Source organism: Burkholderia diffusa (genome assembly GCF_001718315.1).
GTDB classification, from domain to species: Bacteria; Pseudomonadota; Gammaproteobacteria; order Burkholderiales; family Burkholderiaceae; genus Burkholderia; species Burkholderia diffusa_B.
Genome location: NZ_CP013363.1, coordinates 2108936 through 2123425 on the forward strand (window position 1 = coordinate 2108936; position 14490 = coordinate 2123425).

Consider the following 14490-nt stretch of genomic DNA (forward strand, 5'->3'; position numbering starts at 1 on the left):
GGAGTGAAATGCTATTTCATCGCGATCGATATTTCGGCTCTGAATTCGCGGCCCGGACGCAATTTTTTCTCGTCCTGGCAGACCGGTCCGGATCAATGCGCGCCGGTTCGTCTTCGTGCCGGCGTGCCTTTCATCTCTTTCGCATGCTCCGCCGTGCCGCTCACACCGGCGTCAGCACCGGCTCCCCCGCGAAATGCCGTGCGGCGTTGTCGAGAAACTGCTGGACCGAACGATCGAGCGCCTCCGGCGACCAGCCGCCCATGTGCGGCGTCAGCACGATATTGTCGAGCACCGTGAGCGCGCGCGGCGGATCCGGCTCGCCTTCGTATACGTCGAGCCCGGCGCCCGCGATGCGCCGTTCGCACAGCGCGTCCGCCAAAGCAGCGGTATCGACAACGCTGCCGCGCGACACGTTGACGAGAAACCCGCCCGGGCCGAGCGCGTCGAGCACCGTGCGATCGATCAGATGACGGGTGCCCGCACCGCCCGGCGTCGCGACGATCAGGAAATCGGCCCATTGCGCGAGCGAATCGACGCGATCGAAATAGCGATACGGAACATCCTTCGCGGAACGGTTGTGATAACCGATCTCGATGTCGAAGCCGGCCGCGCGCCGTGCGCATTTCTCGCCGATCTTGCCGAGCCCGACGATGCCGAGCTTCTTGCCCGACACATTCGGCGGCATCTGCAGCGCGTCGCGCCATACGCCGGCGCGGGTGTTCGCATCGAGCTGCACGACGTTGCGCACCGCCGCCAGCAGCAGCGCGAATGCATGATCGGCGACGCAATCGTCGTTGGTGCCCGCGCCCGTCACCACGGTAATGCCGCGCGCCTTCGCATGCGCGACGTCGATGTGCTCGTAGCCGGCGCCGAGCGCGCTGACGAACGTGAGCTGCGGCAGACGATCGATTTCGGCGGCAGTGAGGCCCGTGCTGCCGTTGGTCAATACCGCGCGGATCGTGCCGCCATGTTCGGCGATCGCACGCGCGCGCTCGTCGGTGGTCGGTGCATGGTGGACGTCGTATGACGCGGCGATCTGGCGGTGCGCGTCGTCGCGCAGCGCGATAAGAACCAGCAGCTCGGGCTTCATGTCAGCAAATGTCCGCAGGCGGGAATGCGTTCCAGTGTAACAACGGCGCGTGACGCGCACGGGTTACCCCCACGCGCGCTGTGGACGTGCCGCCGCACATGGTTTGCCAAAGCCGACTCAGTCAAGTAACTTTCGGCGTACGTCCCCGTTCTGGAGATTGGCCCCGATGAAGCTCGCCCTGCCCGCCCGAATCCTGGGCCTCGCGTTCGCCGCCGCTGTCGTGGCCCCCGGCGCGCATGCCGACGCGCCCGTCGTGGTGTCGTCGAAGATCGACACTGAAGGCAACCTGCTCGGCAACGTCATCGCACAGGTGCTGAAGGCCCATGGCATCCCCGTCACCGAAAAGATCGCGCTCGGCACGACGCCGATCGTGCGCAAGGCGCTTACGAGCGGCGAGATCGACATCTACCCCGAATACACGGGCAACGCGGCGTTCTTCTTCAACAAGGCCGACGATCCCCTGTGGAAGGACGCGAGCCAGGGCTACGACACCGCGAAGAAGCTCGACTATGCGGCGAACCATCTCGTCTGGCTCGCCCCGGCGCCCGCGAACAACACGTGGGGCGTCGCCGTGCTCGCGCCGGTCGCGCAAGCGCAGCACCTGAAGACGTTCTCCGATTTCGGCAAGTGGATCGCGGGCGGCGGCAAGCTGAAGCTCGCGGCGTCGGCGGAGTTCGTGAACAGCGCGTCCGCGCTGCCGTCGTTCGAGAAGGCGTATGGCTTCAAGCTGAAACCCGACCAGCTCGTCGTGCTGTCGGGCGGCGACACGGCCGCGACGATCAAGGCCGCCGCGAACCAGACCGACGGCGTGAACGCGGCGATGGTGTACGGCACCGACGGCGGCATCGCATCGAGCGGCCTCGTCGTGCTCGACGACGACAAGCACGTGCAGCCCGTCTACGCGCCGACGCCGGTGATTCGTGAAGTCGTGCTCAAAGCGCATCCGCAAATCGCCGAGTACCTGAAGCCCGTGTTCGCAAGCCTCGACCTGAAGACGCTGCAGATGCTGAACGCGCGCATCCAGATCAACGGCGAACCGGCCGCCGGCGTGGCAAAGAGCTACCTGAAATCGAAAGGCTTCGTCAAGTGACGGGTCGCGCGGTGCCGTCCGCGCGCCGCGTCGCGCTCGACAAGGTCGGCATCCTGATCGGTGTCCTGACGATCGTCGCGGTATTCGGCATGCCGTTCATGGTGCTTCGACCGAACCGCATCGCGGCCGGCACGGGGCTGTCGACGTTCGCCGCACTGCCCGCCGCGCAGGGGGCCGCGCTCGCCGCGTTGTGGGTTGTCGGCGCGTTGTGGGCGATGACGGCGAGCCGTCCCGCGTGGCGGCTCGCGGCCGGCTGCACGTGGCTCGCGACGTTGGCCTACGCGGTCGGCGCGGCGGCGACGCACGTCGTCGCACCCGACGACGTGCTCGCACGCGTGTCGCCGGCGGCAGGCGTCTGGCTGCTGCTGTTCGCGTGGGCCGTGCTGGTCGCCGACGCGCTCGCGCGGCTCGCCTTCAGACCGTGGCGGCGCCTCGCCGCACTCGTCGTCGCGATCGCGGCGATATCGGTGCCGCTCGCGAGCGGCTGGTGGGACGGCCTGTCCGTGATGCGCGAATACGCAGTGCGTAGCGACGACTTCTGGCGCGAGGCCATCCGGCACATCGCGCTCGCGGGCGGCTCGGTCGCCGCCGCGCTCGTCGCCGGCCTGCCGCTCGGCGTCGCATGCGCGCGGATCGCACCGGTGCGCACCGTCGTGATGCCCGTTCTCAATATCGTGCAGACGATCCCGAGCATCGCGATGTACGGGCTGATGATGGCGCCGCTCGGCCTGCTCGCCGCGCACGTGCCGATCGCGGCCGCGCTCGGCATCCGCGGGATCGGCGTCGCGCCGGCCGTGCTCGCGCTGTTTCTCTACTCGCTGCTGCCGATCGCGTCGAGCGTCGTGGTCGGGCTCGAGCAGGTGCCGCCACACGTGACCGAAGCGGCGCGCGCGATGGGCATGACGCGCGCGCAACGGTTGCTGCGCGTCGATCTCGTGCTCGCATTGCCGGTGATCCTGAGCGGCGTGCGCATCGTGCTCGTGCAGAACATCGGGCTGACGGCGGTTGCCGCGCTGATCGGCGGCGGCGGCTTCGGCACCTTCATCTTCCAGGGAATCGGGCAATCGGCCGCCGATCTCGTGCTGCTCGGCGCGATCCCGACGATCGCGCTCGCGCTGGCGGCCGCCGTCGTGTTCGAAGCCGCGACCACGCTCGCGAAGGGACGTACCGCATGATCGAAATCGAACGCATCGGCAAACGCTTCGGCGACATCGTGGCCGTCGACGACGTATCGCTGACGATGAAGCAAGGCACGATCACCGCGCTCGTCGGCGCATCGGGCAGCGGCAAGTCGACGCTGCTGCGGATGATCAACCGGCTGATCGCGCCGACCGCCGGCTCGATCCGCATCGACGGCATCGACACCGCGAGCGTGCCGCCCGAGCAACTGCGGCGGCGTATCGGCTACGTGATCCAGGGGCACGGCCTGTTTCCGCACTGGAGCGTCGCGCGCAACATCGCGACCGTGCCGCGTCTGCTCGGCTGGTCGGCCGAGCGGATCGACGCGCGCGTGCGCGAACTGCTCGACCTGTTTCATCTGGCACCGGCCGAGTTCGCGGACAAGCTGCCGCACGAACTGTCGGGCGGCCAGCAGCAGCGCGTCGGTGTCGCGCGCGCGCTCGCGGCCGAGCCCGCGATGCTGCTGATGGACGAGCCGTTCGGCGCGCTCGATCCGATCATCCGCAACAAGGCGCAGGACGATCTGTTCGCGTTGCAACGCCGGCTCGGCATCACGGTCGTGATCGTCACGCACGACATCGAGGAAGCGCTGAAGCTCGGCGACACGATCGCGGTGATGGACGGCGGACGGCTGCTGCAGGTCGCGTCGCCTGCCGAGATTCTCGGCAGGCCCGCAGCGGGTGTCGTCGAGCAGCTCGTCGCCGGCGTCGACCGGCCGCTGCGCCTGCTCGCGCTGACGCCGATCGACGCGGTGGCCGAGCCCGGTCACGCCGATGGCGAACCAATCGCCGCGACGCGCACGCTGCGCGATGCGGTGTCCGAGCTGCTGTGGCGGGGAGCGGACGCATTGCCGGTCGACGACGGCGACGCCCGCGCCACGCGCCGCATCACGCTCGATGCGATCCGCGCGCACGCGAGAAAACCCGCATGACGACGCCGCTCGCGCGTTCGCCCCTGCCGCGGCGGCTGCCCGCGCATGTCGCACGCGCGGCCGCGCTCGCGCTGCTGCTCGTGCTGCTGCTGCGCCCCGCGTGGCTACAGGGGATGTTCGCGCCGTTCGCCGACAACGGCGCGCCGGTCATCTACGATCGCGCGAGCCTGCTCGACCTCACGCTCGCGCATCTCGGCACCGTCGCGCTGTCGAGCCTGATCGGCACGGTGGTCGCGGTCGCGGCCGGCATCGCGGTCATGCGGCCGTCCGGCGCGGATTTCCTGCCGGTGGCGCGCAGCGTCGTCGACATCGGCCAGACCTTCCCTCCCGTCGCGGTGCTCGCACTCGCGGTTCCGGCCGTCGGTTTCGGGTTGAAACCCGTGCTGATCGCGCTCGTTCTGTACGGGCTCCTGCCGATTTTCGAGAGCACGATCGCAGGGCTCGAAGACGTGCCGCGCGAAGTCGTCGAAGCCGCACGCGGGATGGGAATGAGCGGCTGGCAGCAACTGGTGTCGGTCGAGCTGCCGCTCGCGTTTCCGGTGATCGTGAACGGCATCCGGCTCGCGGTGGTGATCAATCTCGGCACCGCGACGATCGGGTCGACGGTTGCCGCACGCGGGCTCGGCGACGTGATCATCGCGGGCCTGCAGACGTCGAACACCTCATTCGTGCTGCAAGGCGGCGTGATCGTCGGGCTGCTCGCGGTGCTGCTCAGCGATGCGATCGGCGCGCTTGCACGGGTGGCGAGCGCGAGGCGGGCGTAGCATGCGTCGGCGGCGCGCTACCCTGCGTACGAAATAGGGGACGCGAGAAAAAATCCGGCCGTGCTTCATCCGGACTCCGATACGTGTTCGTGCAACGATCGGCTTTGCGTGAGGCACGCGCCGACCAAAGCCTACATCGCGCTTTCATTCGAGCCCGCGCTCGCACACGTACGATGATTGGCCGATATACTATGCGCCTCCCATTTCCCCGCACTCCACCATGCGACGACGGTTTCTCTGGCTGATCGTGCTTTCGCTCGGCATCGCGCACCAGGCCTCGGCGCAGCAGGCGCCCGCATTGCCTGCCTCCGCGCCCGAAGCGGCCGCATCCGCGCCGGCCGAGGCCTCCGCCCCGCTCGCGAACGATCAGCCAAACGAAGCAAACCGCCGCATCACGTCCTACCTGACGAAGAAATTCGGCGTCGCGAAAGAGCGTGCCGCGAAGCTCGCCGATATCGTGAACATCACTGCGGCGAAATATTCGCTGCCTCCGGCGCTCGTTTACGCCATCATCTCGATCGAATCGCGCTTCCAGGAAAAGGCGCGCGGCCAGCATGGCGCGACCGGGCTGATGCAGGTCGTGCCTTCCGCGCACCGCGGCATGCTGCGCGACGTGAAGGACCTGACCGAGCCGAATGCGAACGTCGAAGCCGGTTCAAAGATCCTGTCGGGCTATGTGCGGGCAGCCGGCGGCAACGTGCAGGCCGGGCTGAAAAGCTATGGTGGATCGAATGCATATGCGGCGAAAGTGATGCAGCGGGTCGACACGTTCCGTTTCGTCCTCGAACCCGAAGACGGCGCGAAGATCGCGAACGATACGAACGCGCGCATGATTCCGGTCAGCGATCTGTCGACCGCGGCGCCCGCCGCAAGCCGCAACGCGAAGTAAGCGCTGCATAGAGAAACGGCGCGTCATCACGCGCCGCTTTGGAACGATACGGGCTGCTCAGACCGTCACAGCTGGCCCGCCGCCCCCGTCCACCGCAGGTAATCCCCGCGCGTCCAGTCGAGCGACACGCCGACGCGCTTCGTCCCGGGCCGGATCTTCGGCTTGTACATCGACAGCGTTAGCGACTCCAGCGCGGGCCATTCGCGGAACGACAGCACCGCGAGATCGGCGACGAGCGTTTCGAGCAGTCGCGTATGCGGCTTGTGCGACAGGAACGACGCGACACGTGCGCAGTAGCCGTCGTAGTCGATCCACTCGCCCTGCTCGCTCGGCTCGCAGCGATACCCGAGCCGCGCATCGATCACGATCGGCTGCGGCGCCTCGTGCTCGTGCGCGTGGATGCCGATCCGCGCGGGCACTTTCAGTTCCTCGACGAACACGCTCCAGCCGCGCCCGCGCAGGCGCGGCGCGTCGATCGCCACGAACGGTTCGTCGAACGGCTTCATGATGCGAGCGGCGCCGCGGCGTCGAGCATGATGCGCACGAAATAGTCGGCGAAACTGCGACGCACGACGATCTCGAACGTATCGTCGCCGGTCGGGAGCAGCGTGATCGGCGACTTGAAGTAGTGCGACTGCGCGCACTGGCCCGGCTTGAGCACGCGCGGATGCAGATCGAGCGGGCAGCCGCGCGCGATCACGTCGCGCACGCGTTCGCCGCTGACCTCGACGACCGTGTAGCCGCTGCCGACGTCGACGGCCGCCGCATACGAACCCTGCACGGCCTCCGCTAGCTGGGCTTCGAGCACGCCCGCCTGCACGGGCCCGTTCGAGCGCACGAGCCACTCGTCGGGACCGAGCCACAGCACGTCGTACTCGGCGCCGCGCGCGACCGTGTTCGGCGCCGACGGCGGCCGGCAGCCGACCACGCGCTCGAACGCGCTGACGAATGCCGGGTCGCTCAGCTCGCCGCGCACGTTCACGAGATCGAGGAACGCCCGCTCGCGCAGCATGAACTTCTTCGATGCGCGCGCCTGGTGCGGCTTCAGCACATCGGCCGCGCCGACGAACGGCGATTCAAGCGTCACGCCCGCGCCCGCCACCTGAGACTGGTTTCTCGTTTCATTCCACATGCTGGCGCACCCCTTCGGTATCGTAGAAAACCGGGCTCGAGATCTTCGCGGTGACGCGCTTGCCGTTGGCCAGCGGAATCACGACGCTCTCGCCCATCTTGTTCAGACCGCCCTTCACCACCGCCAGCGCAATCGAGCGCTTCAGGATCGGGCTGTAATAGCTCGACGTCACGTGACCGATCATCGGCGTCGGATCGACCGCCGACACCTGCGTGTCCTTCGCGATGATCTGCGCGCCTTCCGGCAGCACGAACTGCTCGTCCTCGGTCAGCAGGCCGACGAACTGCTTGCGGCCTTCCTTCGCGGTATCCGAGCGCGACAGCGAACGCTTGCCGAGGAAGTCCTTCGACTTCGCGACGAGCCCGCCCATCCCGAGGTCGTACGGCGTGATCGAGCCGTCGGTATCCTGACCGACGATGATGTAGCCCTTCTCGGCGCGCAGTACGTGCATCGTTTCGGTGCCGTACGGCGTGATGTCGAACTCGGCGCCGGCCGCCATCAACGCTTCCCACACCGCGCGGCCCGCGTTGGCCGGCACGTTCACTTCATACGCCAGTTCGCCCGAGAAGCTGATGCGCATCACGCGCGCCTTCACGCCCGCGACGGTGCCGTTGCGGTAGCTCATGAACGGGAACGCATCGTTGCCGAAGTCGATGTCCTGGCACACCTTCTGCACGACCTTGCGGCTCTTCGGGCCGACCACCGCGAACGTCGCCCAGTGATCGGTGACGGACGCGAGCCGCACCTTCATGTCGGGCCATTCGGTCTGAAGCCAGCGCTCGAGCCACGTGAGCACGCGCGCCGCGCCGCCGGTGGTCGTCGTCATCATGAAATGCTGGTCGGCGAGGCGCACCGTCACGCCGTCGTCGAACACCATGCCGTTTTCGTCGAGCATCAGCCCGTAGCGGCACTTGCCGACCTCGAGCTTGTTCCACGGGTTCGTGTACATCCAGTTCAGCAGCTTCACCGCGTCCGGACCCTGGATGTCGATCTTGCCGAGCGTCGACGCGTCAAGGATGCCGACGCTGTTGCGCACCGCCAGGCATTCGCGCTTTACGGCCGCATGGAGATCTTCGCCGCTCTTCGGGAAATACCAGGGCCGCTTCCAGTTGCCGACGTCTTCGAACATCGCACCGTGCTCGACGTGCCATTCATGCACGGCCGTCTTGCGGATCGGGTCCAGGAAGTCGCCCGTCTCGCGGCCCGCGAACGTACCGAACGACACGGGCGTGTAGTTCGGGCGGAACGTCGTCGTGCCCGTTTCCGGAATCGTCTTGCCGAGCGCCTGCGCGAGGATCGCCATCCCGTTGATGTTGCCGAGCTTGCCCTGGTCGGTGCCGAAGCCCATCGCGGTGTAGCGCTTCACGTGCTCGACCGATTCGAAACCTTCGCGCGCGGCCAGCAGGATGTCGGCGGCCGCCACGTCGTTCTGGAAGTCGACGAACTGCTTCGGCCCGCGTGCGGCGGCCTCGCGGCTGCCGACGAGCCACAACGGCTGCAGTGCGCCTTCGACGGTTTCCGCGACCTGCGGCGCGACGGGGCGCTGCGCAGTCGTGAAGCCCGCTGCCTTCGCCGCTTCGGCGCCCGCGTCGAGCGCGAGCCGCAGCGCACGGGCGAGACCGAACTCGCCGGCGGCCGCACCGACGCTCGCTTCCGCCTGCACGGGCTTGCCGGGCAGGAAGCAGGCTTTCTCGTCGTTCCAGCACGCCTTGCCGCCCGACTGCGCGAACAGGTGCAGCACCGGGCTGAAACCGCCCGACATCGCGACGAGGTCGCACGGCAGCGACTGCAGCTTGCCGCCGGTCTGGCCGTTCGAGTAGGACGCGACGTCGACCGACGATACGCGCCACTTGCCCGAAGCAGCCGTCACGACGGCGCCGCTCATCACCGTCACGCCCTGCCGCTTCGCGGCGGCGGGCAACGCGCCGTTCGACGACGCTCGCGAATCGACGACCGTCACCTTCGCGCCGCACGCCTTCAGGTCGAGCGCGGTCTGGTACGCACGGTCGTTGTTCGTGAACACGACTGCGTTGCGGCCCGGCAGCACGCCGTAGCGATGAATGTAGGTCGACACCGCGCCGGCGAGCATCACGCCCGGCAGGTCGTTGTTGCCGAACACGATCGGACGCTCGTGTGCGCCCGTCGCGAGGATCACGCGCTTCGCGCGAATCTTCCACAGCAGCTCGCGCGTGCCCTTGCGCATCGACACCGGCTGGTGATCGGTCAGGCGCTGCGTGACGGTCACGAGGTTGTGGTCCTGATAACCGAACGCGGTGCTGCGCGACAGGATCGTCACGTCGGGCAGCTTGCGCAGTTCAGCCTCGATCTTCTCGACCCATTGCAGCGCCGGCTTCGCGTCGATTTCCGCGCGGCACGACAACAGGCTGCCACCGAGTTCGCGCTGATCGTCGACGAGGATCACGCGTGCGCCGGCCGTCGCGGCCGCATGCGCGGCGGCGAGACCCGACGGGCCACCGCCGACCACGAGCACGTCGCAGTGCGCGTAGCATTTGTCGTAGCGATCGGCGTCGAGCACTTCGGGCGCCTTGCCGAGGCCGGCGGCCTCGCGGATCTTCTCTTCGTACTTCGGCCACATGTTGCGCGGCCACATGAAAGTCTTGTAGTAGAAGCCGGCCGGCATGAAGCGCGAGAACTTCTGGTTGATCGCGTACTTGTCGTTCTCGAGCGACGGTTCGGCGTTCACGCTCGTCCCGACGAGGCCCTGGTACAGCTCGATCTCGGTCGCGCGCGCGTTCGGCACCGTGTACGGGCCGGTCTCGAGCTGCACGACGGCATTCGGTTCCGCGACGTCCGCCGTCACGATCCCGCGAGGACGGTGGTACTTGAAGCTGCGCGCGACGAAGTGCACGCCGTTCGCGAGCAGCGCGGATGCGAGCGTGTCGCCCTGGAAGCCCTGATACGTGCGGCCGTTGAACGTGAACGTCAGCGGAATCGCGCGATTGATGCGGCCACCGGTGCCGAGGCGGTCTTTCTGGCTCATTTGCTCGTGCCCTCTTCGTGTGCGTTGCCGGCGGCAGCCCCACCGAACTTTTCGTAGCCCTTGATATCGTAGGTCACCGTGTCGCGCGTGACCTTGAACCAGCGGCGGCAGCCCTGCGTGTGCAGCCACTGCTCGCGGTGGATACCGCGCTTGTTCTCGCGCATGAACACGTATTCGCCCCATTCTCGGTCGGTCATGTTCTCGTTCGCAACCGGGCGCACGATGTCGGCTTCACCGCCGCACGTGAACTCGGATTCGGCGCGCGGCCCGCACCACGGACATTCGATCAGCAACATGTTTCTTTCTCCTCGTTCAGTGCGGGGTCAGTGCGCGACGGCGGCAGCGCCGTGCTCGTCGATCAGGTGGCCCGTGTAGAAGCGGTCGAGCGCGAAGGGCGCGTTCAGCGGATGCGGTTCGTCGCGAGCGATCGTGTGTGCAAACACCCAGCCCGAGCCCGGCGTCGCCTTGAAGCCGCCGGTACCCCAGCCGCAGTTGAAGTAAAGGCCCTTCACGTCGGTCTTGCTGATGATCGGGCACGCATCCGGCGACACGTCGACGATGCCGCCCCACTGACGGTTCATCCGCACGCGCGAGAACACCGGGAACATCTCGACGATCGCCTGCAACGTGCCTTCGATGATGTGGAAGCTGCCGCGCTGGCCGAAGCCCGTGTACTGGTCGATACCCGCGCCGATCACGAGGTCGCCCTTGTCGGACTGGCTGATGTACGCGTGCACCGCATTCGACATGATCACCGAGTTGACCACCGGCTTGATCGGCTCGGACACGAGCGCCTGCAGCGGATGGCTCTCGATCGGCAAACGCACGCCGGCCATGTCGGCGAGCGTCGTCGTGTTGCCGGCCGCGACCACCGCGACCTTCTTCGCCTTGATGAAACCCTTCACCGTGTCGACGCCGACCACAGCGCCGCCCTCGCGGCGAATGCCCGTTACCTGACAGTTCTGGATGATGTCGACGCCGGCGCGATCGGCGCCGCGGGCGAAGCCCCAGGCCACCGCGTCATGACGCGCGACGCCCGCACGGCGCTGGATCGAGGCGCCGAGCACCGGGTAGCGGCTGTTCAGGTTGATCGTCGGCTCGATTTCCTTGATCTGCGCAGGCGTCAGGAATTCGGCGTCGACGCCGTTCAGGCGGTTCGCGTTCACGCGCCGCTCGGTGTCGCGCACGTCCTGCAGCGTGTGCGCGAGGTTCATCACGCCGCGCTGGCTGAACATCACGTTGTAGTTGAGGTCCTGCGACAGCCCTTCCCACAGCTTCATCGCCTTCTCGTACAGCGCGGCCGATTCGTCCCACAGGTAGTTCGAGCGCACGATCGTCGTGTTGCGCGCGGTGTTGCCGCCGCCGATCCAGCCCTTCTCGAGGATCGCGACGTTCGTGATGCCGTGCTCCTTCGCAAGGTAGTACGCGGTCGCGAGGCCGTGGCCGCCGCCGCCGACGATCACGACGTCGTATTCCTTCTTCGGTTCCGGGCTCTTCCACTGCTTTTCCCAGTTCTCGTGATACGAGAGGCCGTTGCGGAACAGGCTGAATATCGAGTAGCGGCTCATGTTAGTGATCCTTCGTTAGCATTCGATGACGTTCACGGCGAGACCGCCGCGCGACGTTTCCTTGTATTTCGTCTTCATGTCGGCACCCGTCTCGCGCATCGTCTTGATCACCGAATCGAGCGATACGTAGTGCTGGCCGTTACCCTTGAGCGCCATCCGCGATGCGTTCAGCGCCTTGATCGCGCCCATCGCGTTGCGTTCGATGCACGGAATCTGCACGAGCCCGCCGACCGGGTCGCACGTCATGCCGAGGTTGTGCTCCATCCCGATCTCGGCGGCGTTCTCGACCTGGTCGGGCGTGCCGCCCATCACTGCGGCGAGCGCGGCCGCGGCCATCGAGCATGCGACGCCCACTTCGCCCTGGCAGCCGACTTCCGCGCCCGAGATCGATGCCGTTTCCTTGTAGATGATCCCGATCGCCGCGGCCGTCAGCAGGAATTCGACGATGCCGGCTTCGTTCGAGCCCGGCACGAATTTCACGTAGTAGTGCAGCACGGCGGGGATCACGCCAGCCGCGCCGTTCGTGGGCGCGGTGACGACCCGGCCGCCCGCCGCGTTCTCCTCGTTGACGGCCATCGCATACAGGTTGACCCAGTCGAGCATCGACAGCGGATCGCGCAGCGACTCCTCCGAACGCGCACGCAGGCGCCCGTTCAGTTCGGCCGCGCGGCGCTTCACGCGCATCGGGCCCGGCAGGTCGCCCTCGACCTTGCAGCCGCGCTCGACACATGCGGCCATCGTGCGCCAGATCGTCAGCAGCCCGGCGCGCACCTCGTCTTCGGAACGCAGCGCGCATTCGTTGCGCAGCATCACTTCGGCGATCGACAGCCCGTGTTCGCGGCACTGGCGCATCAGGTCGTCGCCCGTGCGGAACGGATACGGCACTTCGGCCGCCGCGCGCACGCCGTTCACGCGATCGCCGTCGCGATTCACGACGAAGCCGCCGCCGATCGAGTAATACTCCTTCTCGACGAGCAACTGGCCGTGCTCGTCGAACGCCTGGAAGCGCATCCCGTTCGGATGCACGATGCTGGTGCCGCTCATCAGCTTGCGGTAGAAGCCGATGTTTTCCTTCTCGTCGAAGCGAATCGTCTGCTTGCCGAGCAGCGCCAGCGACTTCTCCGCGCGGATCGCCGCGAGCCGGGGCTCGATCAGGTCGGGATCGATCGTGTCGGGCAAATGGCCTTCGAGGCCGAGCAGGACCGCCTTGTCGGTACCGTGGCCCTTGCCCGTTGCACCGAGCGAGCCGTATAGTTCGACCCGCACGCGGCGCACGAAGCCGAGCAGGTTCGCGTCCTCGATGTGCGACGCGAAGCGGCACGCGGCGATCATCGGGCCGACCGTATGCGAGCTGGACGGGCCGATTCCGATCTTGAACAGGTCGAACGCGCTGACGTTCATCTGGCTTCCTCAGGGTGGGCGTACGTGAAATGTCGTTGGCGTCAGTACATCAAAGCGTAAAATTGGCCGATAGAACAAAAACGGCATCGGCGTGGGACACTGCCGCCAAGCCCCGCGCAAGACGGTCGGAAAGTGCGTTTTGACGATGATCGGCGACGAAAAACCACAAGTCGGCAGCCAGCCGTGGCAGCAGAGTGAGTGAAACGAGTGAGACCCGCCTTCCCGGCGTGACGAGATTGACCGCGATGACACCCGACGTACCCGCTTCCCCCCTCGCCGAACCCGCGCCGCGGCGCATCCGTTTCGGCATCGTGCTGCTGCCGAACTTCACGCTCACGGCCTTCTCGGGTTTCGTCGACATGCTGCGGCTGTCGGCCGACGACGGCGACTACAGCAAGCCGGTGCGCTGCGCGTGGAGCGTGATCGGCGAAACGCTGGCGCCGGTGCGCGCGAGTTGCGGGATCCAGATCACGCCGTGGGAAACTTTCGAGAGTGCCGAGCCGTTCGACTACGTGGTCGTGGTTGGCGGGCTGCTGCATTCGGGGCCGCAAGCCGGCCCCGAAACGCTCGACTTCATCCGCCGCGCGGCGACGGGCGGCGCGACGGTCGTCGGAATCTGCACGGGCGTGTTCACGCTGATGCGCGCGAACGTGCTCGACGGCTACCGCACTTGCGTGAGCTGGTTCCACTATTGGGATTTCATCGAGCGCTTCCCGAACGCGGATCCCGACATGCTGATCGCCGATCGCCTGTTCGTGATCGACCGGCGCCGGATCACCTGCTCGGGCGGACGGGCGTCGATCGACGTCGCCGCCGCGATCCTTCTGCGCCATTTCGATCATGCGACCGTGCAGAAGGCCCTGCGCATCCTGCTCGTCGGCGAGATGCAGAAGGGCAATGCACCGCAGCCGCACCCGCCGGGCCTCGAGCCGGCCACGCACCCGAAGGTCAAGCGCGCGATTCTCCTGATGGAACAGCATGTCGGCCGCGCGCTGCCGCTCGAGGAACTCGCCTGCAAGCTCGACATGTCGACGCGCCAGCTCGAGCGCCTGTTCAAGGCGGAAACGGGCAAGAGCCCGCAGGCGTTCGCGAAGCAAGTGCGATTGCGCACGGCCGCGTGGCTGTTGACCAGCTCCGACCGCACCGTCGCCGATATCGCATCGAGTTGCGGGTTCGCCGACGCGTCGCACCTCGGCCGCGAGTTCCGCAAGCAGTTCGGCGTGCCACCGGCGACCTATCGCGAGCGCGGCGCGGACGACGCGGAAGCCGCCCCGATGCCGGCCGACCTCGACCCCGTCGAAAACATCGCCGACTGACCATCGCGCGTGCTGCCGACGCGCCCTTACGTTCTCCCGCCTCGCGCCGACCCTCGCACGATCGCCGCATTTCACGTGAATTGGAACCGGTTCCAATCAAATTAATCGACGTTACGGCCCGTTAGCCGA

The 14490-nt window shown here is 67.1% G+C and carries 13 protein-coding genes; 6 read left to right on the plus strand and 7 right to left on the minus strand.

Annotation, left to right across the window (positions count from 1 at the left end; translation table 11 throughout):
* Positions 1–160: 160 nt before the first annotated feature.
* Positions 161–1090, minus strand: a complete 930-nt coding sequence (locus WI26_RS24685; protein WP_069227495.1) for a 2-hydroxyacid dehydrogenase — start codon at positions 1088–1090, stop codon at positions 161–163.
* A gap of 166 nt (positions 1091–1256) precedes the next feature.
* Here WI26_RS24685 and osmF point away from each other — a divergent pair, with 166 nt between their 5' ends.
* The 5 genes from osmF (at position 1257) to WI26_RS24710 (ending at position 5943) form a co-directional block, all read left to right on the plus strand.
* On the plus strand, positions 1257–2180 hold the full coding sequence (osmF, locus tag WI26_RS24690) for an ABC transporter substrate-binding protein (RefSeq protein WP_059466890.1): 924 nt from the start codon (positions 1257–1259) through the stop codon (positions 2178–2180).
* Positions 2177–3355 (plus strand): ABC transporter permease, encoded by a 1179-nt coding sequence (locus WI26_RS24695; protein ID WP_069227496.1) that lies wholly within the window; start codon positions 2177–2179, stop codon positions 3353–3355. Before osmF ends, WI26_RS24695 begins: the two co-directional genes overlap by 4 nt.
* Complete coding sequence (locus WI26_RS24700; protein WP_069227497.1) at positions 3352–4290, plus strand: ABC transporter ATP-binding protein; 939 nt, start codon at positions 3352–3354, stop codon at positions 4288–4290. Before WI26_RS24695 ends, WI26_RS24700 begins: the two co-directional genes overlap by 4 nt.
* Positions 4287–5054, plus strand: coding sequence for an ABC transporter permease (locus WI26_RS24705; RefSeq protein ID WP_069227498.1), 768 nt, complete (start codon positions 4287–4289; stop codon positions 5052–5054). The genes WI26_RS24700 and WI26_RS24705 overlap by 4 nt, the downstream gene beginning before the upstream one ends.
* 220 nt (positions 5055–5274) lie before the next feature.
* Positions 5275–5943, plus strand: coding sequence for a lytic transglycosylase domain-containing protein (locus WI26_RS24710; RefSeq protein ID WP_069227499.1), 669 nt, complete (start codon positions 5275–5277; stop codon positions 5941–5943).
* 65 nt (positions 5944–6008) lie between these two features.
* Here WI26_RS24710 and WI26_RS24715 read toward each other — a convergent pair whose 3' ends face one another.
* Genes WI26_RS24715 through WI26_RS24740 form a run of 6 tightly spaced genes read right to left on the minus strand, consistent with a single transcriptional unit; the run spans position 6009 to position 13045 of the window.
* Positions 6009–6449, minus strand: a complete 441-nt coding sequence (locus WI26_RS24715) for a dihydroneopterin aldolase (protein ID WP_059511958.1) — start codon at positions 6447–6449, stop codon at positions 6009–6011.
* Entirely contained in the window at positions 6446–7075 is a 630-nt protein-coding gene (locus tag WI26_RS24720) for a sarcosine oxidase subunit gamma (protein WP_059466896.1), read from the minus strand. The genes WI26_RS24715 and WI26_RS24720 overlap by 4 nt, the downstream gene beginning before the upstream one ends.
* Complete coding sequence (locus WI26_RS24725; RefSeq protein ID WP_069227500.1) at positions 7065–10076, minus strand: sarcosine oxidase subunit alpha family protein; 3012 nt, start codon at positions 10074–10076, stop codon at positions 7065–7067. Before WI26_RS24725 ends, WI26_RS24720 begins: the two co-directional genes overlap by 11 nt.
* Entirely contained in the window at positions 10073–10372 is a 300-nt protein-coding gene (locus WI26_RS24730; protein ID WP_059534095.1) for a sarcosine oxidase subunit delta, read from the minus strand. Before WI26_RS24730 ends, WI26_RS24725 begins: the two co-directional genes overlap by 4 nt.
* Before the next feature lie 27 nt (positions 10373–10399).
* Positions 10400–11644, minus strand: coding sequence for a sarcosine oxidase subunit beta family protein (locus WI26_RS24735; protein WP_010089369.1), 1245 nt, complete (start codon positions 11642–11644; stop codon positions 10400–10402).
* A gap of 15 nt (positions 11645–11659) precedes the next feature.
* A complete protein-coding gene (locus WI26_RS24740) occupies positions 11660–13045 on the minus strand; it encodes an L-serine ammonia-lyase (RefSeq protein ID WP_059466899.1) in 1386 nt (461 codons plus the stop codon).
* A gap of 245 nt (positions 13046–13290) precedes the next feature.
* On the opposite strand from WI26_RS24740, the gene WI26_RS24745 reads away from it, so the two are divergent.
* On the plus strand, positions 13291–14361 hold the full coding sequence (locus tag WI26_RS24745; RefSeq protein WP_069227501.1) for a GlxA family transcriptional regulator: 1071 nt from the start codon (positions 13291–13293) through the stop codon (positions 14359–14361).
* Positions 14362–14490 lie beyond the last annotated feature (129 nt).

Bases quoted from the DNA above. Each gene is read 5' to 3' on its own strand.
- WI26_RS24720 (WP_059466896.1), bottom strand. From the start codon at position 7,075: ATGTGGAATGAAACGAGAAACCAGTCTCAGGTGGCGGGCGCGGGCGTG.
- WI26_RS24745 (WP_069227501.1), top strand. From the start codon at position 13,291: ATGACACCCGACGTACCCGCTTCCCCCCTCGCCGAACCCGCGCCGCGG.
- WI26_RS24715 (WP_059511958.1), bottom strand. From the start codon at position 6,449: ATGAAGCCGTTCGACGAACCGTTCGTGGCGATCGACGCGCCGCGCCTG.
- WI26_RS24730 (WP_059534095.1), bottom strand. From the start codon at position 10,372: ATGTTGCTGATCGAATGTCCGTGGTGCGGGCCGCGCGCCGAATCCGAG.
- WI26_RS24735 (WP_010089369.1), bottom strand. From the start codon at position 11,644: ATGAGCCGCTACTCGATATTCAGCCTGTTCCGCAACGGCCTCTCGTAT.
- WI26_RS24685 (WP_069227495.1), bottom strand. From the start codon at position 1,090: ATGAAGCCCGAGCTGCTGGTTCTTATCGCGCTGCGCGACGACGCGCAC.
- WI26_RS24740 (WP_059466899.1), bottom strand. From the start codon at position 13,045: ATGAACGTCAGCGCGTTCGACCTGTTCAAGATCGGAATCGGCCCGTCC.
- WI26_RS24725 (WP_069227500.1), bottom strand. From the start codon at position 10,076: ATGAGCCAGAAAGACCGCCTCGGCACCGGTGGCCGCATCAATCGCGCG.
- WI26_RS24700 (WP_069227497.1), top strand. From the start codon at position 3,352: ATGATCGAAATCGAACGCATCGGCAAACGCTTCGGCGACATCGTGGCC.
- WI26_RS24710 (WP_069227499.1), top strand. From the start codon at position 5,275: ATGCGACGACGGTTTCTCTGGCTGATCGTGCTTTCGCTCGGCATCGCG.
- WI26_RS24705 (WP_069227498.1), top strand. From the start codon at position 4,287: ATGACGACGCCGCTCGCGCGTTCGCCCCTGCCGCGGCGGCTGCCCGCG.
- osmF (WP_059466890.1), top strand. From the start codon at position 1,257: ATGAAGCTCGCCCTGCCCGCCCGAATCCTGGGCCTCGCGTTCGCCGCC.